Annotated in this window: 17 protein-coding genes, 1 pseudogene and 1 riboswitch; of the genes and pseudogenes, 10 read left to right on the top strand and 8 right to left on the bottom strand. The window is 60.5% G+C overall.

Translation table 11 applies throughout. From position 1 onward, the window contains the following. Positions 1-642 precede the first annotated feature (642 nt). Positions 643-876, bottom strand: a complete 234-nt coding sequence (locus AB4N53_RS14940; protein ID WP_039761314.1) for a hypothetical protein — start codon at positions 874-876, stop codon at positions 643-645. Positions 877-1,081: 205 nt separating this feature from the next. Between AB4N53_RS14940 and AB4N53_RS14935 the strand changes: the two genes are divergently transcribed. After that, the gene (locus AB4N53_RS14935) at positions 1,082-1,666 is read left to right on the top strand and encodes a YajG family lipoprotein (RefSeq protein ID WP_039761315.1); all 585 of its coding nucleotides are present in this window, start codon (positions 1,082-1,084) and stop codon (positions 1,664-1,666) included. 190 nt (positions 1,667-1,856) lie between these two features. Here AB4N53_RS14935 and AB4N53_RS14930 read toward each other — a convergent pair whose 3' ends face one another. After that, positions 1,857-2,063, bottom strand: coding sequence for a hypothetical protein (locus AB4N53_RS14930; protein ID WP_095181665.1), 207 nt, complete (start codon positions 2,061-2,063; stop codon positions 1,857-1,859). Between the two features lie 193 nt (positions 2,064-2,256). Between AB4N53_RS14930 and AB4N53_RS14925 the strand changes: the two genes are divergently transcribed. Then, a complete protein-coding gene (locus AB4N53_RS14925; RefSeq protein ID WP_016770663.1) occupies positions 2,257-2,535 on the top strand; it encodes a hypothetical protein in 279 nt (92 codons plus the stop codon). 97 nt (positions 2,536-2,632) lie between these two features. Here AB4N53_RS14925 and AB4N53_RS14920 read toward each other — a convergent pair whose 3' ends face one another. Next, entirely contained in the window at positions 2,633-3,796 is a 1,164-nt protein-coding gene (locus AB4N53_RS14920; protein ID WP_460121388.1) for a 1-acyl-sn-glycerol-3-phosphate acyltransferase, read from the bottom strand. A 142-nt stretch (positions 3,797-3,938) separates the two neighbouring features. On the opposite strand from AB4N53_RS14920, the gene AB4N53_RS14915 reads away from it, so the two are divergent. The 3 genes from AB4N53_RS14915 to AB4N53_RS14905 are packed head-to-tail and all read left to right on the top strand — an operon-like array spanning position 3,939 to position 5,050. Continuing rightward, positions 3,939-4,121: a CPXCG motif-containing cysteine-rich protein gene (locus tag AB4N53_RS14915; protein WP_042609727.1), complete on the top strand. Its 183-nt coding sequence runs from the start codon at positions 3,939-3,941 to the stop codon at positions 4,119-4,121. 9 nt (positions 4,122-4,130) lie between these two features. After that, entirely contained in the window at positions 4,131-4,391 is a 261-nt protein-coding gene (locus AB4N53_RS14910; protein ID WP_042609728.1) for a putative signal transducing protein, read from the top strand. A 35-nt stretch (positions 4,392-4,426) separates the two neighbouring features. Further along, positions 4,427-5,050, top strand: a complete 624-nt coding sequence (locus AB4N53_RS14905; RefSeq protein WP_460121385.1) for an SOS response-associated peptidase — start codon at positions 4,427-4,429, stop codon at positions 5,048-5,050. Positions 5,051-5,149: 99 nt separating this feature from the next. Here the strand turns inward: AB4N53_RS14905 and AB4N53_RS14900 are convergent, their stop codons facing one another. Together AB4N53_RS14900 and AB4N53_RS14895 are read right to left on the bottom strand one after the other, a co-directional pair. Then, positions 5,150-5,854, bottom strand: coding sequence for a methyl-accepting chemotaxis protein (locus tag AB4N53_RS14900; protein ID WP_460145138.1), 705 nt, complete (start codon positions 5,852-5,854; stop codon positions 5,150-5,152). A 198-nt stretch (positions 5,855-6,052) separates the two neighbouring features. After that, positions 6,053-6,112: pseudogene (locus AB4N53_RS14895) on the bottom strand (hypothetical protein); the annotation flags it as partial. 1,430 nt (positions 6,113-7,542) lie between these two features. Here AB4N53_RS14895 and AB4N53_RS14890 point away from each other — a divergent pair. Beyond that, positions 7,543-8,361 carry a M48 family metallopeptidase gene (locus AB4N53_RS14890; protein WP_039761327.1) on the top strand — a complete coding sequence of 273 codons (819 nt, stop codon included), beginning with the start codon at positions 7,543-7,545 and terminating at the stop codon, positions 8,359-8,361. A gap of 117 nt (positions 8,362-8,478) precedes the next feature. On the opposite strand, the gene AB4N53_RS14885 is transcribed toward AB4N53_RS14890, so the two are convergent. From AB4N53_RS14885 to AB4N53_RS14875, 3 genes are all read right to left on the bottom strand, one after another. After that, positions 8,479-9,063 (bottom strand): TMEM165/GDT1 family protein, encoded by a 585-nt coding sequence (locus AB4N53_RS14885; RefSeq protein ID WP_041479980.1) that lies wholly within the window; start codon positions 9,061-9,063, stop codon positions 8,479-8,481. A gap of 88 nt (positions 9,064-9,151) precedes the next feature. Continuing rightward, positions 9,152-9,276, bottom strand: a riboswitch (yybP-ykoY riboswitch). 39 nt (positions 9,277-9,315) lie between these two features. After that, the gene (locus AB4N53_RS14880; RefSeq protein ID WP_460121381.1) at positions 9,316-10,314 is read right to left on the bottom strand and encodes a methyltransferase; all 999 of its coding nucleotides are present in this window, start codon (positions 10,312-10,314) and stop codon (positions 9,316-9,318) included. A 31-nt stretch (positions 10,315-10,345) separates the two neighbouring features. Continuing rightward, positions 10,346-11,311, bottom strand: coding sequence for a 2-hydroxyacid dehydrogenase (locus tag AB4N53_RS14875; RefSeq protein ID WP_460121379.1), 966 nt, complete (start codon positions 11,309-11,311; stop codon positions 10,346-10,348). Between the two features lie 179 nt (positions 11,312-11,490). On the opposite strand from AB4N53_RS14875, the gene AB4N53_RS14870 reads away from it, so the two are divergent. The 4 genes from AB4N53_RS14870 (at position 11,491) to AB4N53_RS14855 (ending at position 17,688) form a co-directional block, all read left to right on the top strand. Next, positions 11,491-12,120 carry a LysE family translocator gene (locus AB4N53_RS14870; protein ID WP_460121377.1) on the top strand — a complete coding sequence of 210 codons (630 nt, stop codon included), beginning with the start codon at positions 11,491-11,493 and terminating at the stop codon, positions 12,118-12,120. A 266-nt stretch (positions 12,121-12,386) separates the two neighbouring features. Beyond that, positions 12,387-14,069, top strand: a complete 1,683-nt coding sequence (locus AB4N53_RS14865; protein WP_460121375.1) for a fatty acid--CoA ligase — start codon at positions 12,387-12,389, stop codon at positions 14,067-14,069. Positions 14,070-14,406: 337 nt separating this feature from the next. Beyond that, positions 14,407-16,296: a DUF1302 domain-containing protein gene (locus AB4N53_RS14860; protein WP_129997661.1), complete on the top strand. Its 1,890-nt coding sequence runs from the start codon at positions 14,407-14,409 to the stop codon at positions 16,294-16,296. 27 nt (positions 16,297-16,323) lie between these two features. After that, the gene (locus AB4N53_RS14855) at positions 16,324-17,688 is read left to right on the top strand and encodes a DUF1329 domain-containing protein (protein ID WP_024014265.1); all 1,365 of its coding nucleotides are present in this window, start codon (positions 16,324-16,326) and stop codon (positions 17,686-17,688) included. Positions 17,689-17,785 lie beyond the last annotated feature (97 nt).

Here is a 17,785-nt window from a genome sequence, read left to right as displayed (position 1 = left end):
AGGTCAGTGGGCCCGGGCTATCCGTGGTCAGGTGGGCCATGTCCGAATCTTCGCAATTTTTCGCAACTTCGACGGATGCGTGCGGCCTGGTTTCAAGCGTTCCATGAACGCATTTTCACGCAGGGCTGGCAATTCGACTTATGGTCGAGTCATCCGTTTTCGTGCAACCAAATCCGTAGCGGACAGGCTTCAGGCTCCGATGTTCGAGGTATACCCGGTCCTGTGTCGTTGGGCTGTTTCAGACGCTAATGGTGCATGTTCAGACGCAAAACTATTCATTTGCTCGCCACACTCTTGTGAAGTTGTGAAAACCCGTTTTTTTCACGCTCTTTTGAAGACGTGAACCTCAAAAAAGGGCTGCCTTGGCCTGGCACCTGCCCGCAAGGGCAAAACAACGCGGTGGCCGAGCGAATGACAGCTCTGCAGATTCGCGAAAAGCGGGGTTTTGCCGGAAGAACAGGCAAGCGCGCCAACTTCACTCGATCTGTGTGGGCGGCTCTCTGTGGGCGATTTTGATGTCGATGCATGCGCATTGACGCTGTTGCGGGGCCCGATCAGGAGACGTCCTTATAATCGGGGGGAGATTGTAGCGAAGAAATGCGCGCAGTTGCTCGTGTTTAATGACTTTTATTAGGCATCCGGTCAGATGCTCAACTGCACTTGGCCCCGTGCGCGCATTTGTCGCGGTACGACCCGGGCGCTGGCGGGCAGCGGCTGGTTCAGCCAGGTCAGGCGGATTTCTTCGATTTCCACCCAGCCGTCACCCATCGGTTGCAGACTGCACTGCTTGAAAGCCTGGCAATGGCCATTGCGGTCGAGCAGGGCGAAGCTGCGATGCAGCGGGCGTGGGGCGAACAGCGAGATCAGATAGCGCATGGCAGAGTTCCTTGAAGGGGGACTGCTTTGAAGCTTGTCGGCGAGCCATGACGCCAGGGTGTATGGACGGTGAAGAATGTGTGACAGGAACCGCTTTCGGCGGGGTTTGTCAGACATTTCAGTATTCACTGTGCGGCGCTGGTTACGCGCAGTGGCCCACCGCTATACTGCCGGCCTGTTTGTGCCTGATTCTGGAGAGAAGAGCATGTTGCAACGCCTGTTGTTCGGTTTGATCACTGTCGCCGGTTTGACCCTCGCCGGCTGCGCCCACAGCCCGCAACAACTGAATCCGGAGCCGAAGCTGACCACGCAACTGCCAGCGGTCGGTCGCGGGCAGCCGGTCATAGTCCGTGTGGTCGACGGTCGTCCGTCGCCAACCCTCGGCACCCGTGGCGGTCTGTACCCGGAAACCAGCGCCATCACCGTGCAGCGCGAGCAGATCCTGCCCAAGCTTCAGGCCCAGGCCGAAGCCGCCGTGCGTCTGCTCGGCTTCACCCCGACCACCAGCGCCCCCAACGCGCCGCAGTTGACCGTGACCCTGGCCGAGCTGAAGTATCAGTCGCCGAAAGAAGGCATGTACGTGACCGAAGCGACCATCGGCGCGACCTTCCGCTCCGACGTGCAGAACGCCAACCGCCGCTACAGCGGCCGTTACGGTGCTTCGCTGGACCAGCGCTTCGGCATGGCGCCGAATCAGGAAACCAATACCAAACTGGTCAGCGACGTATTGAGTGATGCACTGACGCGTCTGTTCAAGGACCCGACTGTGGGTCAGGTACTCGCTGAGTAAGCTTGCAGCGAATGTGAAAAAGCCCGGGGCCAGTGATGGTTCCGGGCTTTTTTGTGGCCGCATGTTTTGAATACCACATAAACCTCTGGGAGCGAGCCTGCTCGCGAAAGCGGTGGCTCAGTCGAACCAATGTTGACTGACCCAATGCATTCGCGAGCAGGCTCGCTTCCACAGGGGGATCTGCGGTGTTTCAGGCAGCCTGGGAATAGAAATCGAGCACGCTCACGCCAGTCAGCAAATCGGTCTCGGGCAAGTCCGCATGCTGATGCCCGCCCAGCGCGCAATACACCAGCCAGTGCCGGTCCTGCACGTTGAAGGCGAGGCTGCCGATCAGGCTTTGCTGATCGTCGTAAGGGGTGATGAGGTACAGGCGATCCTGGTTTTCCGCGTGCAGCATGTCGCATTCCATTCGGGTTTCGAGGCGCGCAGGGTGAAGCATCCACGTGACGATGCCATGACACAGGGCAGCCATCGGTCGATTGTCAGGTTATTTGTCGCAAAGGCTGGGGCAGGGCGTCAGGGTTTGGGTAGAATCCGCGCCGCGGTCGTCGGTCTGGCGTCTGCCACACCGGTTAAGTTCGAGGTCTGTGATGTCGCTGCACTTGATGACGCTGTTTACCGCCCATCCCGCCAAATTGATCAACCTGCTGGCCTTGCTGCTGGCCTTTCCGGGCAGTTGGCTGCTGCACGCGACCCGCCGTCGTGAGCAACGCGCGCAGGCCAGTCTGGCGGCACAGCGCCAGGCGCAGCCGAATGCCGAGCCGATGCTCGATTGGGCGACATTGCGCATGAACCGCTTTTTCTATCGCTTCGGTTTCGCCTGCCTGGGGCTTGCTTTGATCGTCTCCTGGATCAGCACCCGCTTTTAAAAGCAAAAGATCGCAGCCTTCGGCAGCTCCTACAGGATGTACATCATTCCCATGTAGGAGCTGCCGAAGGCTGCGATCTTTTGAACTTGCTGTTGCTTTACAGCGGCAACCCAGCCTTGACCCGGTACTGATTGCGCACCGGCGTCGCATATTGCAGCACCAGATACGGACGATGCTCGGCAGGGCAGCCATCCAGTCGGCTCTGCCACTCATCCTGCGCCTTGGCCAGTTCGTCAGCCGGGAACACTTCGGCCGCCTTTGGCACATTCAGTTGCGGATCGGCATCCGCCCATTGCGCGTACGCCAGGTAATGCACCGGGAACAACCGGTAGCCGCCGAGAATCTGCTTGTCCATCTCGATCGCCAATTGCTTGGTGTCCTCGAACACTTCGGTGATCGGCGCGGCAAAGTTCACGTGCACCCGACCCTTGTAGCCGGTGATGCCCTTGGCAATGCTCACGTCATCCTCGCCCGGCGCCTTGGCGTAGGTGCCGGTGGTGGCGCGGATATACAGCTCGCGGGCCTTGGCCTGGTCGCAGGGGTCGTACTCGTAGCTGATCGACACCGGGGTGACGTTCAGCGAGCGGATCACTTCGCCGAACGGCTCGTCCTTGCGGCTCATGTGGAACATCTTGAGGATCGCCGACTCGGTACGGTCGTCGCCGTCCTTCGCCCGACCTTCAGCCTGAGCAATCCAGATCGACGCGCAATCGTTGCGGATCGAGTGGTTGATGTACGCCGATAGCAGTTGATACGCAGCCATTTTCTCGCGACGGCCGGTGATCGAACGGTGGACGATGAAGCTCTTGTTCAAGCGCATCAGGTCACTGACAAACGGCTTTTGCAGCAGATTGTCGCCAATCGCGATGCGCGGCGTCGGCAGGCCGGCGTGGTACACGGCGTAGTTGACGAAGGCCGGGTCCATGACGATATCGCGGTGGTTGGCAATGAACAGGTAGGCGCTGCCGGACTTGAACTGCTCGACACCGGTATAGGTCACGCCATCGGTGGCGCGCTCGATGGTGTGGTCGACGTAGAACTCGACTTTGTCCTGTAAGGTAGCCACGGAATTCACGTCGGCAAACTCACGACGCAGCCGATGGGCTATAAGAGGTTTGAGCATCCAGCCGAAGGCACCGGCAAAACGCGGGAAGCGGAAGTGGGTGAGGATATCTAGAAACGCCTTGTCGCCGAGCAGCCTTGCCAGTACCGCAGGTACTTCGCTGTCGTCGTAAGGTCGGATGGCATCGAATTCGCCCATCATGCTCTCTTGTTGGAAACGGCTAGGGTAAGTAAAGGGTTTGATCGAAAACCCGCGGGGCACGGTCTGAAAAAGTAGCCAGACAAAAATAGCCCTGCAAATAGACCGGCGATTATACGCACAAGTCACTTGGGAGACCGCGATGCTGGAAGCCGCTGAGTATGAATGTCCGTATTGTGGGGAAGTGGTTGAGACATCCGTGGACCTGTCCGGCGGCGATCAGACCTATATAGAGGACTGCCAGGTGTGCTGTCGGCCGATCACCTTCGTCCTGCAAGTGCACGGTGAAGACTGGTTTCTCGAAGTCTTCAGCGAAAACGAGTGAGGGCCGCGTATGCAGCGTATCTACGAGCCGGCAAACCTGATGGAAGGCGAAATGCTCAAGGGCATGCTCGCCAATGAAGGGATCGAGGCGCACTTGATCGGCCGTGACCTGGTGGGCGGCACGGGTGAACTGCCGATCTTCGGCCTGCTCGGGTTGTCGGTGGATAACGATCAGGCCGAATACGCCCGCGAGCTGATCACCGCGTACAATGCCGCGCTGCCGCTGCCCGGCGACGAACCGGAGAGCTTCCCCGGGACGCTGGTCTGTTAGGCTGGCCTTCGTTTTATTCAGAGTCGTGTTGCCCCATGTGTGGACGTTATGCCCTGTTTCGCTGGAACCGCGACTTCGCGGCCCTGCCAGGTTTTCCCGCCGATCAGCAGGCGCAGTGGAACATCTCCCCGAATGATTCGGTGTTGATGCTGCGTGCCGAAGAAGAAGGCCAGCGCACGTTGGCCCGTGCGCGCTGGGGCCTGACGCCGCCGTGGCTGACCGATCTGTCGAAAACCCCGGCACACGCCCGCGCTGAAACCGTCGCAGAACAGCCGATGTTTCGCGAGGCCTTGCGTCTGCGCCGCTGCCTGCTGCCCGCCAACGGTTTCTACGAATGGCGTGGCACCCAGCGCAAGCGGCCGTACTGGTTGACGCCGGGGGAGGGCTCTTCGTTGTTTTTCGCGGCGATCTGGGAAGCGTATCCGGTGCAGGAGCAGGTCTGGCTGAGCGCGGCGGTGATCACTCAGTCGGCGGCGAGCCAGCGGCGGCCGTTGATTCTTGATGAGGCGGGGCAAGCGGCATGGCTCGATCCCGAAACGCCGCTGCATGTGCTGCAGGGTTTGCTCGCCAGTGAGCCGGCGGCGCTGCGCGAGCGGGTGTTGGCGAATCTGGTGAATGATCCGAAGTTGAATGGGCCGGAGTGTTTGACCCCGGCTTGATGAGTGATCTATGCCGGCGTATTCGCGAGCAGGCTCGCTCCCACAGGGGAATGCAATCCAACTGTGGGAGCGAGCCTGCTCGCGAAGAGGATCTAAAGATCAGACCTTGAACTGATTGATCAACCGCCGCTGCTGCTCGGCCAGTCTGGTCAACCCGGCACTCGCCGAACTCGACTCATCCGCACCGCCCGCCACTTCATTCGCCACCTGACCGATGTTGATCACATTGCGGTTGATGTCATCGGCCACTGCACTTTGCTCTTCCGCCGCGCTGGCAATCTGCGTGTTCATGTCGTTGATCACCGACACCGCCTGCGTAATCGTCTCCAGCGCTTCGGCCGCTTTCGCCGCGTGTTGCACGCTTTCGTCGGTGCGGCTCTGGCTGTCTTCCATCACACGCACTACGTCGCGGGTGCCCTGTTGCAACTGCTGGATCATGCTCTGGATTTCTTCGGTGGCCTTCTGGGTTTTCTGCGCCAGATTGCGCACCTCATCCGCGACCACGGCAAAACCGCGACCCTGCTCGCCGGCCCGTGCGGCTTCGATCGCCGCGTTCAAGGCCAGCAGGTTGGTCTGTTCGGCGATGCCGCGAATGGCGGTGAGGATGGCGTTGATGTTTTCGCTGTCCTTGGCCAGCGTCTGCACCACGTCGACAGCCTTGCCTATTTCCACCGCCAGAGCACCAATCGAATTCGAGGTGTCGCGGACAATCTGCATGCCCTGGCTGGCGGCCTGATCGGCGTGGCTTGCCGCTTGTGCGGCCTGGGTGGCGTTGCGCGCTACGTCCTGGGCGGTCGCGGTCATTTCCTGAACTGCGGTCGCCACTTGATCGATCTCGGCCATCTGTTTCTGCACGCCGATGTTGGTGCGAATGGCAATGTCGGCGGTGTGTTCCGAGGAATCGCTGACGCTCTGCACTGAAGTCACCACCTGGGTGATCATCGCCTGCAACTTGGCGAGGAAAGTGTTGAAGCCCTTGGCAATCGAGCCCAGTTCATCGCTGCGATCACTGCTCAAACGCCGGGTCAGGTCACCTTCGCCCTGAGCGATGTCATCGAGCATGGCGACCATTTGCTTGAGTGGCCGCGCAATGCCGTGCCCTACCAGCCAGATCACCAGCAGGCCGATGCCGGCAATGATCAGGCCGACCATGGCCATGCCGAAGGTGTCGGATTTGCGCTGGGCATCAAGGTCGGCCTGCAGGTTTTGCAGATCGGCCATGACCGCGTTGAGTGGCAATTGCAGCATCAGCGTCCAGCGCGCGTCGGTCTGGCCGATGCCGAACGGCAGGTACAGCTCGATGCGGCCCTTGGCCTGATTCACCGAGTAAGTGACCTCGTCGCGTTTCAGATTGGCGAGATTGCTGGTTTGTTCGGCGTCGAGAATGTCGCTGACTTTCTCACCGAATTTGCTCGAATCCTTGGTGTAGGCAACGATCCGCCCGTTGCCGCCGACCAGAGCCATTTCCCCGGCGCCGCCGTAAAGCTTCTGGTTGGCGGCGAGGAGCATGTCCTGAATGAAATTGACCGAGAGGTCCGCGCCGACGATGCCCTGGAACGCGCCGTTGACCATGATCGGTTCAATGAACGAGGCGAGCATGACGATCTTGTCGCCTACCTTGTACGGTGCCGGGTCGATCACGCAGGGTTTCTTCGTCTCTTTCGAGCACAGGTAGTACTCGCTGGCGCGGACCCCGGTGGACAGGGTTTTCTGGTCGTCGACATCGGCCAGTTTGTCCACACCCAGACTGCCGTCGGTATTGCGGAACCACCACGGCAGGAAACGTCCGCTGGCCGGATCGATGCCGACCACGGCGCTGCCGATGTAGGCCGCGTCATTGTGGTCCAGTGCGTTTTTTTCCCAGCCGATGTAGGTGCCGAGAATCTTCGGGTTCTTTTCGACGTTTTCCTTGATCAGGCTGATCAGTTGCTCGCGGCTGACGCTCAGGCGCGGCTGGCCGTCGGCGCCGGTTGTGCCGAGCAGGGCGTTGACGCGCACCAGACCGCCGGCAATCAACAGCGGGGCTTCGAGTTCGCGCTGGATCTGGCTGACCTGGGTCTGCGCCAGCGAAGTCAGGCGCTGCTCGATGACTTGCTCGAACTGCGCCTGGGTGCGCTGTTGCACCATTTCTTGAGTGCGAGCCCCGGAGAACAGCGCGTACAGCACCAGCGCCGCGACCACGCTGAGAACGATGGCGCCGGCCAGAGCGGCGACGGAAAACTGGATCGACTTGAACTTCATGGGAGCTCCGCACGCAAGAGGACAATCTGCGAGGGATTTATCGGCGGGGTGGGCGCGGCCATGAGAGACGCTGGTCGGAATCGCCGCGCGATGTCGCTGATGGATCGGTGCACGGCGGATTCAATGCGCGTTGAGGAATTTCCAGCCAGTCTTGCGGCCTTAGGTGGATGTACGCGCAATGCGTGCGTTGTATCTGGCGCCAATACAATTAGCCGCCTAGGATACGCCTCAGGTTTTCAGGGAGCTTTTGAATGAACAAGACATTGGTTACAAGTGCACTGAGCGCGGCGCTGTTGCTCGCCGGTTGTCAGTCGGTCAACACCACCAGCGGCGGTGCCGTGGGCGTGGAGCGCAAGCAGTACATGTTCAGCATGCTGTCCTCGCAAGAGGTCGACCAGATGTACGCGCAGTCGTATCAGAAGACCGTCGGCGAGGCGTCGAGCAAGGGTGTGCTGGACAAGACCAGCCCGGAAGCCAAGCGCGTGCAGACCATCGCCAACCGCCTGATCGCCCAGGCGCCGACCTTCCGCCCCGACGCTGCGCAGTGGCAATGGGAAGTCAATCTGATCAAGAGCGATGAGCTCAACGCCAACTGTGGTCCCGGCGGCAAGATCATTTTCTACACCGGGCTGATCGACAGTTTGAAACTCACCGACGATGAAATCGCTGCGGTCATGGGCCATGAAATCGCCCACGCCCTGCGCGAGCACGGTCGTGAAGCGATGTCCAAGGCTTACGGTATGGAGATGGCGAAGCAGGGCGCCGGTGCCTTGTTCGGTCTGGGGCAGGACAGCCTGGCGCTGGCCGACACCGTGGCCAACTACGGCATGACCTTGCCCAACAGCCGCGCCAACGAAAACGAAGCCGACCTGATCGGCCTGGAACTGGCCGCCCGCGCCGGCTACAACCCGAACGCGGCAATCACCCTGTGGGACAAGATGAGCAAGGCTTCCGAAGGCGCGCCACCGGAATTCATGAGCACTCACCCGGCATCGAGCAGCCGGATCGCCGCGCTACAGGCAGCGATTCCGAAGGTGATGCCGTTGTACGAAAAAGCGCCAAAATCCTGAATAAGGCAGCTGTAAGCTTCAAATGACAAGCTGCAAGTCAAAGCAGATTCGCTTGGCTTGCAGCTTTTTACTTTCAGCTTGCAGCTTGCAGCTAGAAGCTAGAGGCTTGCAGCTGCCTCAAACCCATCCGCTGCTCTGCATCGCTTTATACACCGCAACAATCGCCAGAATCATGAACGCCGAAGCCGCGAGGCGGCGGATCAGGGTCAGCGGCAGTTTCTCTGCGGCAAAATTGCCCGCCAATACCACCGGCACGTTGGCAATCAGCATGCCCACGGTGGTGCCGATAATCACCAGCCACAGTTCCGGATATTGCGCGGCGAGCATCACCGTAGCGATCTGGGTCTTGTCGCCGATTTCCGCAAGGAAGAACGCGATCAGCGTGGTCAGGAACGGCCCGAACTTGCGCGCCGTGCTGGCCTCGTCGTCATCCATCTTGTCCGGGACCAGGGTCCACAGTGCCGTGGCGGCGAAGCTGGCGGCGAGGATCCAGTGCAGGACGGCGTCGGAGAAGAAACTGCCGACCCAGGCACCTACCGCACCGGCTGCTGCGTGGTTGGCCAAAGTCGCGGCGACAATCCCGGCAATGATCGGCCAGGGTTTGCGAAAGCGAGCGGCGAGAATCAGCGCGAGCAGTTGCGTCTTGTCGCCGATTTCGGCCAAGGCAACGATAGCGGTGGGAACGAGTAGCGAGTCCAGCATCAGGGATTTCCTAAGGGGCGGGTCGACACGGCTATGACACGTACAGCCTTCCCGCCCCGGGTAAGGTGTGCGTGTCATAGGTCTTGTCAAACCCTGCGATCCGTCTGGTGCGGACGCTTGGGTCGCATACGCCATGATCTGAGGATCAAGTATGTTGACGTATGCCGGACGAGCATGGCGCTCGTGGGAGACTACTCCCCTAGGACGGAGCGGATTCTGCCTAGGCAAATCCGATTGGGCAAGAACAAATTTTCAGCCGCGCTTGGCCCGGTAGATCCGGAAACCATTGCCTTCAGCCTTGATCGCGCAAATGCCAAGGTGCTCCTCGATCAACGGCTGATACTTGAGGAAGCTGTTGGCCACCAGGCGCAGTTCGCCACCGTTTTTCAGATGTTTGGCTGCTTTTCGCAGCAGGTTCTCCGTTGCGAAATAATCCGTATGCACGCCGACATGGAACGGCGGATTGCTCAGAATCGCGCTCAAACCCATTGGCGCGGCATCGATGCCATCACCGGTCAGCACTTCGGCTTCCAGGCCATTGGCGGCCAGGGTCAGACGGCTACTGGCGGCGGCGAACGCGTCGACATCCAGCAAGGTCACCTGATTGTGCGGATAGCGACGTTTCACCGCAGCCCCGAGCACGCCGGCGCCGCAACCGAAATCGAGCAGATGGCCGCTCGGCAGTTTGTCCAGATGCTCCAGCAGCAGAGCGCTGCCGCGATCCAGTCGACCGTGGCTGAACACGCCCGGCAGGCTGATGACTTTCAACGGCCCTTCGGCCAGCGGCAGTTCGTAGGTCTGCGCCAGGCTTTCCAGCGGTTTCGCTTCAGGCGCATTGGCCACGGTGACTTGCCAGAGCTGGCAGTGGCGGGCGCTGTCGAGTTTGCGCGGCTTGCCAAACGGATTGAGCTGCTTGGACGCGCCTTCGATGCCGCTGCGCTTTTCGCCGACCAGAAATACTTCACGCCCGGCCAGGCGCGACGCCACGGCGTTGAGGATGTAGTCGGTCAGGTCCTTGGACTTGGGCAAAAACACCACAGCGCTGTCGAATTCGCGCTCCGGGACATTTACGCCGAAGTGACTGCGGCTTTCGAACCGCGCGTCCAGCGCGGCCTGATCGCCAGCGTGCCAGCACCAGCCGAATGCATTGGGCAGGCGCCCGAGCAAATCATCGGCGGGCAGGCCGGCCAACAGCAGCGAACCCTGGAATAACTCGGCCTGACGAAGCAGTACTTCACTGCGCGGATCCATAACTGCTCCTTGAAAAAAGTGCCGCAGTTTATCAACTGACGACCCGCAGCGCCTCACCGCTGAAGAACGCCTGGGCGTTTTCGCTCAGTTGCCCGACGATGCGCTGGCGGGCCTCGCGGCTGCCCCAGGCGTTGTGCGGGGTGACGATCAGGCGCGGGATATCGGCGGCGAGCAGCGGATTGCCCTGGGTTGGTGGCTCGACACTCAACACGTCGGTCGCCGCGCCGCCGAGGTGACCACTGCGCAAAGCGTCAGCTAGCGCTTGCTCATCGATCAAGCCGCCACGAGCGGTATTGACCACAAATGCGCCGGGCTTCATCGAGGCCAGTTCGTGGGCGCCGATGAAATGCCGGGTGTGCTCGTTGAGCGGGCAGTGCAGGGTGAGTGCGTCGATCTGCGGCAGCAGTTCATTCAGCGGCAAACGATCCGGCCGCGCCGGGCGCCCGGGAATCTGCCCGAGCAATACGCGCATGCCGAACGCTTCGGCCAGTCGCGCCACGGCACCACCGAGTTCGCCATGGCCGAGCAGGCCGAGGGTTTTGCCTTGCAGTTCGACGATCGGGTAGTCGAGCAGGCAGAACTGTTTCGCCTGCTGCCAGCGGCCTTCGCCCACAGCTTGCTGATAGTCGGCCAGGCGCGTAGCGAGGTTGAGCAACAGCATGATCGTGTGCTGCGCCACCGACGGCGTGCCATATGCCTGGCAATTACACACCGTAATGCCGTGGGCGCGCGCGGCAGCGAGGTCGACATTGTTGGTGCCGGTGGCGCTGATCAGGATCAGTTTCAGCTGCGGGTTGGCAGCCATGGCAGCCGCGTCGATGACCACCTTGTTGGTGATCGCCACACTGGCGCCTTGCAGGCGTTCGCTGACCTGTTCCGACAGAGTCTGGGCGAACAGTTGCAAGTCGCTGAAGCATTCACGCAACGGACCGAGGTCCAGATCGCCGAGATCCAGCGAAGGGTGATCAAGGAATACCGCGCGGCGCGTGTTCGTCATCAACTGTACCTTTTGTGCTGTGAGCGGAGGGCGTACTCTGCCGAGCCTACCAGATGAAACAATTGGTTACTCAGCCCTGAAGTAGTGCCATCTCGTGTGGGAGCGAGCAAGCCCGCTCCCACAAAAGTTGCGTCTACAGCATGGCAACGATGTGATCGATCAATCCAAGAGGAGCCCCCATGTACTGGACCGAGTTCTTGACCGTTGCCCTGATCCATTTGCTGGCCGTCGCCAGCCCCGGCCCGGACTTTGCCGTGGTCGTGCGCGAGAGCGTGACCCATGGGCGCCGCGCCGGCACCTGGACCGCGCTGGGCGTGGGCTCGGCGATTTTCCTGCACGTCGGCTATTCATTGCTCGGCATCGGTCTGATCGTCTCGCAGTCAATTGTGCTGTTCAACGCGCTGAAGTGGGCGGCGGCGGCTTACTTGCTATACATCGGCTTCAAGGCCTTGCGCGCGCAACCGGCGAAAACCGTCGCCGATGATCTGCACAAGGAAGCAGGCGTACGCACCGCGCGGGGGGCATTCACCTCGGGCTTCGTCACCAACGGCCTGAACCCGAAAGCCACGCTGTTCTTCCTCTCCCTGTTCACTGTGGTGATCAACCCGCACACGCCGCTGTCTGTGCAGGCCGGTTACGGGGTGTACCTGGCGGTGGCGACGGCGATCTGGTTCTGCCTGGTGGCGATGCTGTTCAGCCAACACCGCGTGCGCGCCGGCTTCGCCCGCATGGGCCACTGGTTCGACCGCACCATGGGCGCGGTGCTGATTGCACTCGGGGTGAAAATCGCGTTCACCGAAATGCACTGACCGGGCCGCATTGTTCTCTTGTAGGAGCTGACGAGTGCAACGAGGCTGCGATCTTTTGATTTTGTTTCAGGATCAAGATCAAAAGATCGCAGCCTTCGGCAGCTCCTACAGGGGCCATATCCAATTTCCTGATACCTGGGGTGCTGGCGCAAAGCTAGCATTTGTACGGCTCTGCAAATCATTCCTTTGGCTGATTTGACTGTCATGCAGGCGCACTAGAGTACGAATCTCTCCGCCAACACCGTGCAGTCAGAAAAGGGATTCTTATGTTGCAGACTCGGGTCATTCCGCCGGCCGATGGGGCCTACCAGTATCCATTGCTGATCAAACGGCTGCTGATGTCCGGCGCCCGTTACGAGAAAACCCGCGAAATCATCTACCGCGACCAGTTGCGCTATAGCTATCCGACCCTGATCGAGCGGGTTGCGCGGCTGGCCAATGTGCTGACGGCTGCCGGGGTGAAGGCCGGTGACACCGTGGCGGTGATGGACTGGGACAGCCACCGTTATCTGGAATGCATGTTCGCCATTCCGATGATCGGCGCGGTGATTCACACCATCAACGTGCGCCTGTCGCCCGAGCAGATCCTCTACACCATGAACCACGCCGAGGACCGCTTCGTGCTGGTCAACAGCGAGTTCGTCGGGCTGTATAAGGCCATCGCGCCGCAACTGACCACGGTGGAGAAAACCCTGCTGCTGACCGATCTCCCGGAGAAAACCGCAGAGCTGCCCAACCTCGTCGGCGAATACGAGCAACTGTTGGCCGCTGCGAGTGCGCAGTACGATTTCCAGGACTTCGACGAAAACTCGGTCGCCACCACGTTCTACACCACCGGCACCACGGGCAATCCGAAAGGCGTGTATTTCACCCACCGGCAACTGGTGCTGCACACCATCGGCGTGGCGACGATCATGGGTTCGATCGACAGCGTACGGCTGCTCGGTACCAGCGATGTGTACATGCCGATCACGCCGATGTTCCATGTCCACGCCTGGGGTTTGCCTTACGTGGCGACCATGCTCGGGCTCAAGCAGGTTTATCCGGGGCGCTACGATCCGGAGTATCTGGTGGAGTTGTGGCGCAAGGAGAAGGTCACCTTTTCCCATTGCGTGCCGACCATCCTGCAGATGCTGCTCAACGCCAAGGCCGCGCAGGGTGCGGATTTTGGCGGCTGGAAAATCGTCATCGGCGGCAGCGCACTCAATCGCAGCCTCTATGAAAACGCCAAGGCCCGAGGCATTCAACTGACGGCCGCGTACGGCATGTCGGAAACCGGGCCGCTGGTGTCCTGCGCGCACCTCAACGACGAGCTGATGGCCGGCAGCGAAGACGAGCGCACTACTTACCGGATCAAGGCCGGCGTGCCGGGGCCACTGGTCGAAGCGGCGATTGTCGACGGCGAGGGCAATTTCCTTCCGGCCGACGGCGAAACCCAGGGCGAACTGGTGCTGCGCGCGCCGTGGCTGACCGAAGGTTATTTCAACGAACCGCAAAAGGGTGCCGAGCTCTGGGCCGGTGGCTGGTTGCACACCGGTGACGTCGCCACGCTCGACAGCATGGGCGTGATCGATATTCGTGACCGCATCAAGGACGTGATCAAGACTGGCGGCGAGTGGATCTCCTCCCTCGACCTCGAAGACCTCATCAGCCGGCATGCGGCGGTACGCGAAGTAGCAGTGGTGGGCATCGCCGATCCGCAGTGGGGCGAGCGCCCGTTTGCCTTGCTGGTGGTCCGCGAAGGGCAGGTGATCGGTGCACGGGAACTGAAGGAACACCTCAAGCCATTCGTCGAGCTGGGACACCTGAGCAAGTGGGCGATCCCCAGTCAGATCGCCCTTGTTACCGAAATTCCCAAGACCAGTGTCGGCAAGCTCGACAAGAAGCGCATCCGCCTCGACATCACCGAATGGCAGGCCAACAACAGCACCTTCCTTTCGACACTGTGAGTGTCTGCTGGCGCGCCGAAAGCGGCGCGCCAGACCCACCAAGCAAGCGCTTGGCTTGTGAAATCGAAAAAATCAGCCATCCTTGCCGTGCCGACTTGTGTCGGACTGGCGAAAGGACTGTTCCAGAGTGGTTGGCGGCTGCAAATCACACTTTAGAGGGATCAAGCACTACCACCCGCTGGCTATAGTCCGCTCAAGGACTTTTTAGAAACGGAGCACACGCACTGATCGGGGCGAGCAACTCTGGAGCGATTTCGGGCAACCCTGGCGCCCGGTCCTCCACAGCGTTTTTAAAAGTACTCACTGCCATAACAATAATGCACATGGAGTAGCGTCGATGACCTCAGTAAACCAGTTCTGGCGCCGGGCGAAACTGCCTCTGGCGGTCAGTCTTGCCTCCTCGCTCGCCGGGCCTGCATTCGGCGTCAGTTTCAACGTCGGTGAAATCGAAGGCCAGTTCGACTCGTCCCTGTCGATCGGCGCCAGTTGGTCTACTCAGAGCCCGAACAAGAACCTTATCGGCGTCAACAACGGCGGCCGTGGCCTGTCGCAGACTTCCGATGACGGGCACGCCAACTTCAAGAGCGGCGAAACCTTCTCGAAGATCTTCAAGGGTATTCATGACCTTGAATTGAAATACGGCGACACCGGCGTGTTCGTCCGTGGCAAGTACTGGTACGACTTTGAACTGAAGGACGAGAGCCGCCAGTTCAAGGACATCAGCGACAGCAACCGCAAAGAGGGCGCCAAGTCCTCCGGCGGGCAGATCCTCGACGCCTTCGTCTACCACAACTACGCGATTGCCGATCAGCCGGGTTCCGTGCGTTTGGGCAAGCAGGTAGTGAGCTGGGGTGAAAGCACCTTCATCGGCGGCGGTATCAACTCGATCAACCCGATCGACGTCTCCGCGTTCCGTCGTCCGGGCGCCGAAATCAAGGAAGGCCTGATTCCGGTCAACATGTTCTACGTGTCCCAGAGCCTCACCGATAACCTTTCGGCAGAAGCGTTCTACCAACTGGAATGGGACCAGACCGTTGTCGATAACTGCGGCACCTTCTTCTCTCAGCCGGACATCGTTGCCGATGGTTGCGACAACAATCTGCGCGTGCTGAACAAGCGTTCGCAGATTCCGGCGATCGCTTTGGGGCCGTTGGCCGCCAACGGTGTGAACGTCGACGAAGAAGGCGTGCTGGTACGCCGTGGCCCGGATCGCGATGCCCGTGACAGCGGTCAGTGGGGCGCGTCCCTCAAATACATGTTCGAGCCACTCGACACCGAGTTCGGCGCCTACTTCATGAACTACCACAGCCGTGCGCCGATCTTCAGCGCCACCGGTGCACCGCAATCGGTGTACAACACCGCCGCCGGTCTGCCGGGGCCGTTTGCCGCGCTCGCACCATTGCTGGTCGCGGGTAACTCGAACTACTTCATCGAATACCCGGAAGACATTCGTCTCTACGGTCTGAGCTTCTCCACCACCCTGCCAACCGGTACGGCGTGGAGCGGTGAGATCAGCTACCGTCCGAACGCGCCGGTACAACTGAACTCCACCGACATCCTGTTTGCCGGCGTACGCCCATTGGGCGGCGCGCTGACCAACGCTTCGCTGCTCACTGGCGTGCCAGGCCAGGATCTGCATGGTTACGAGCGCAAGGAAATCACCCAACTGCAAACGACCTTCACGCACTTCTTCGATCAGGTCATGGGCGCCAGCCGTCTGACCCTCGTCGGCGAAGTCGGTGCAACCTACGTCGGTGGCCTGGAAAGCCGTTCCGACAAACGTTATGGCCGCGATCCGGTCTACGGTCCGGGTGAGTTGCCAGCCACCGGTGGGATCAATACCTGCGCCAACATCCTCAACAACAGCACCATCAACGGCGCCGGCCCGGGTTCGCCACAGAACAACCGCAGCCGCAATTGCGACAACGACGGTTTCACCACCTCGATGTCCTGGGGCTACCGTGGTCGGGCAATCTGGGAATACAACGATGTGTTCGCCGGTGTGAACCTCAAGCCGAACGTAGCCTGGTCCCACGACGTCAGCGGTTACTCGCCAGGCCCTGGCGGCAACTTCGAGGAAGGTCGCAAAGCGGTCAGCCTGGGCGTCGATGCCGAATACCAGAACACCTACACCGCGAGCCTGGCTTACACCAATTTCTTCGACGGCAAGTACACCACCGTGGATGACCGCGACTTCGTGGCACTCAGCTTCGGCGTGAACTTCTAAGCACTGCATTTCAGGACGAACGAATTTATGAAAATAACAAAGAGTCTGTTCCACGCCGGTGTTCTGGGCCTGTCGCTGCTGGCGACCAGTGTCATGGCGGCGGTGCCTGCTGCCGAAGCGGATAAACTGGGCAAGAGCCTGACGCCGATGGGCGCGGAAATGGCCGGTAATGCCGACGGTTCGATCCCGGCCTGGAAACCACTTCCGAAAAACGCCGGCAGTGTCGACAGCAAGGGCTTCCTGTCCAACCCTTACGCCAGTGAGCAGCCGCTGTTCACCATCACCGCCAAGGATGTAGACAAGTACAAGGACAAGCTTGCCCCGGGCCAGTACGCGATGTTCAAGCGCTACCCGGAAACCTTCAAGATGCCGGTCTACCCGTCCCATCGCGGCGCCACCGTGCCGGATGACGTGTTCGCCGCCATCAAGAAGAACGCCACCAGCACCAACCTGGTGTCCGGCGGCAACGGTCTGGAAAACTTCGATACCGCCGTGCCGTTCCCGATCCCGAAAACCGGTGTGGAAGTGATCTGGAACCACATCACCCGCTATCGCGGCGGCAGCGTGACCCGTCTGGTGACCCAGGCCACGCCGCAACCTAACGGCTCGTACAGCCTGGTGTACTTCCAGGATCAGTTCGTGTTCCGCGACAAGATGAAGGACTACGATCCGGCGAACCCGGGCAACATCCTGTTCTACTTCAAGCAGAAAGTGACCGCGCCGGCGCGTCTGGCCGGTGGCGTACTGCTGGTGCACGAGACGCTCGATCAGGTCAAGGAGCCGCGTTCGGCGTGGGTCTACAACGCCGGTCAGCGTCGTGTGCGTCGTGCACCGCAAGTGTCGTATGACGGCCCGGGTACTGCCGCCGACGGCCTGCGTACTTCCGACAACCTCGACATGTACAACGGTGCGCCGGATCGTTACGACTGGAAGCTCGAAGGCAAGAAAGAGATGTACATCGCCTCCGACAGCTACAAGCTCGACGATCCGAAACTGAAGTACTCGGACATCATCAAGGCCGGTCACATCAACCAGGACCTGGCGCGCTACGAGCTGCGCCGCGTCTGGCACGTGGTCGCGACCCTGAAGGAAGGCCAGCGGCACATCTACGCCAAACGTGACTTCTATATCGACGAGGACACTTGGCAGGCAGCGGTCATCGACCACTACGACGGTCGTGGCCAACTGTGGCGCGTAGCCGAGGCGCACGCCGAGAACTACTACGACAAACAAGTGCCGTGGTACGCCCTCGAAACGCTTTATGACCTGCAGTCTGGCCGCTATCTGGCACTGGGCATGAAGAACGAAGAGAAGCAGGCGTATGACTTCGGCTTCACCGCCACCACCAGCGATTTCACCCCGGCCGCTCTGCGTCAGGACGGTGTTCGCTAACCCTGCGTAACCCGAGGCGCATCCTCGTGAAAACGCCCCGACCGGTTCGGGGCGTTTTTTTGCGTGCGGTTTACGCCGCACCGCTCATGTAGGAGCT

This window comes from Pseudomonas sp. H3_E04, from assembly GCF_054668915.1.
Note: the sequence above shows the minus strand (reverse complement) of the source record. Positions and strands in the feature narration are given on the sequence as shown.

Coding starts and splice junctions, on each gene's coding strand:
- AB4N53_RS14890 (WP_039761327.1), top strand. CDS start 7,543: ATGAACAAGACATTGGTTACAAGTGCACTGAGCGCGGCGCTGTTGCTC.
- AB4N53_RS14935 (WP_039761315.1), top strand. CDS start 1,082: ATGTTGCAACGCCTGTTGTTCGGTTTGATCACTGTCGCCGGTTTGACC.
- AB4N53_RS14910 (WP_042609728.1), top strand. CDS start 4,131: ATGCAGCGTATCTACGAGCCGGCAAACCTGATGGAAGGCGAAATGCTC.
- AB4N53_RS14865 (WP_460121375.1), top strand. CDS start 12,387: ATGTTGCAGACTCGGGTCATTCCGCCGGCCGATGGGGCCTACCAGTAT.
- AB4N53_RS14875 (WP_460121379.1), bottom strand. CDS start 11,311: ATGACGAACACGCGCCGCGCGGTATTCCTTGATCACCCTTCGCTGGAT.
- AB4N53_RS14855 (WP_024014265.1), top strand. CDS start 16,324: ATGAAAATAACAAAGAGTCTGTTCCACGCCGGTGTTCTGGGCCTGTCG.
- AB4N53_RS14900 (WP_460145138.1), bottom strand. CDS start 5,854: ATGACCGCGACCGCCCAGGACGTAGCGCGCAACGCCACCCAGGCCGCA.
- AB4N53_RS14860 (WP_129997661.1), top strand. CDS start 14,407: ATGACCTCAGTAAACCAGTTCTGGCGCCGGGCGAAACTGCCTCTGGCG.
- AB4N53_RS14940 (WP_039761314.1), bottom strand. CDS start 876: ATGCGCTATCTGATCTCGCTGTTCGCCCCACGCCCGCTGCATCGCAGC.
- AB4N53_RS14915 (WP_042609727.1), top strand. CDS start 3,939: ATGCTGGAAGCCGCTGAGTATGAATGTCCGTATTGTGGGGAAGTGGTT.
- AB4N53_RS14905 (WP_460121385.1), top strand. CDS start 4,427: ATGTGTGGACGTTATGCCCTGTTTCGCTGGAACCGCGACTTCGCGGCC.
- AB4N53_RS14885 (WP_041479980.1), bottom strand. CDS start 9,063: ATGCTGGACTCGCTACTCGTTCCCACCGCTATCGTTGCCTTGGCCGAA.
- AB4N53_RS14880 (WP_460121381.1), bottom strand. CDS start 10,314: ATGGATCCGCGCAGTGAAGTACTGCTTCGTCAGGCCGAGTTATTCCAG.
- AB4N53_RS14925 (WP_016770663.1), top strand. CDS start 2,257: ATGTCGCTGCACTTGATGACGCTGTTTACCGCCCATCCCGCCAAATTG.
- AB4N53_RS14870 (WP_460121377.1), top strand. CDS start 11,491: ATGTACTGGACCGAGTTCTTGACCGTTGCCCTGATCCATTTGCTGGCC.
- AB4N53_RS14920 (WP_460121388.1), bottom strand. CDS start 3,796: ATGGGCGAATTCGATGCCATCCGACCTTACGACGACAGCGAAGTACCT.
- AB4N53_RS14930 (WP_095181665.1), bottom strand. CDS start 2,063: ATGCTGCACGCGGAAAACCAGGATCGCCTGTACCTCATCACCCCTTAC.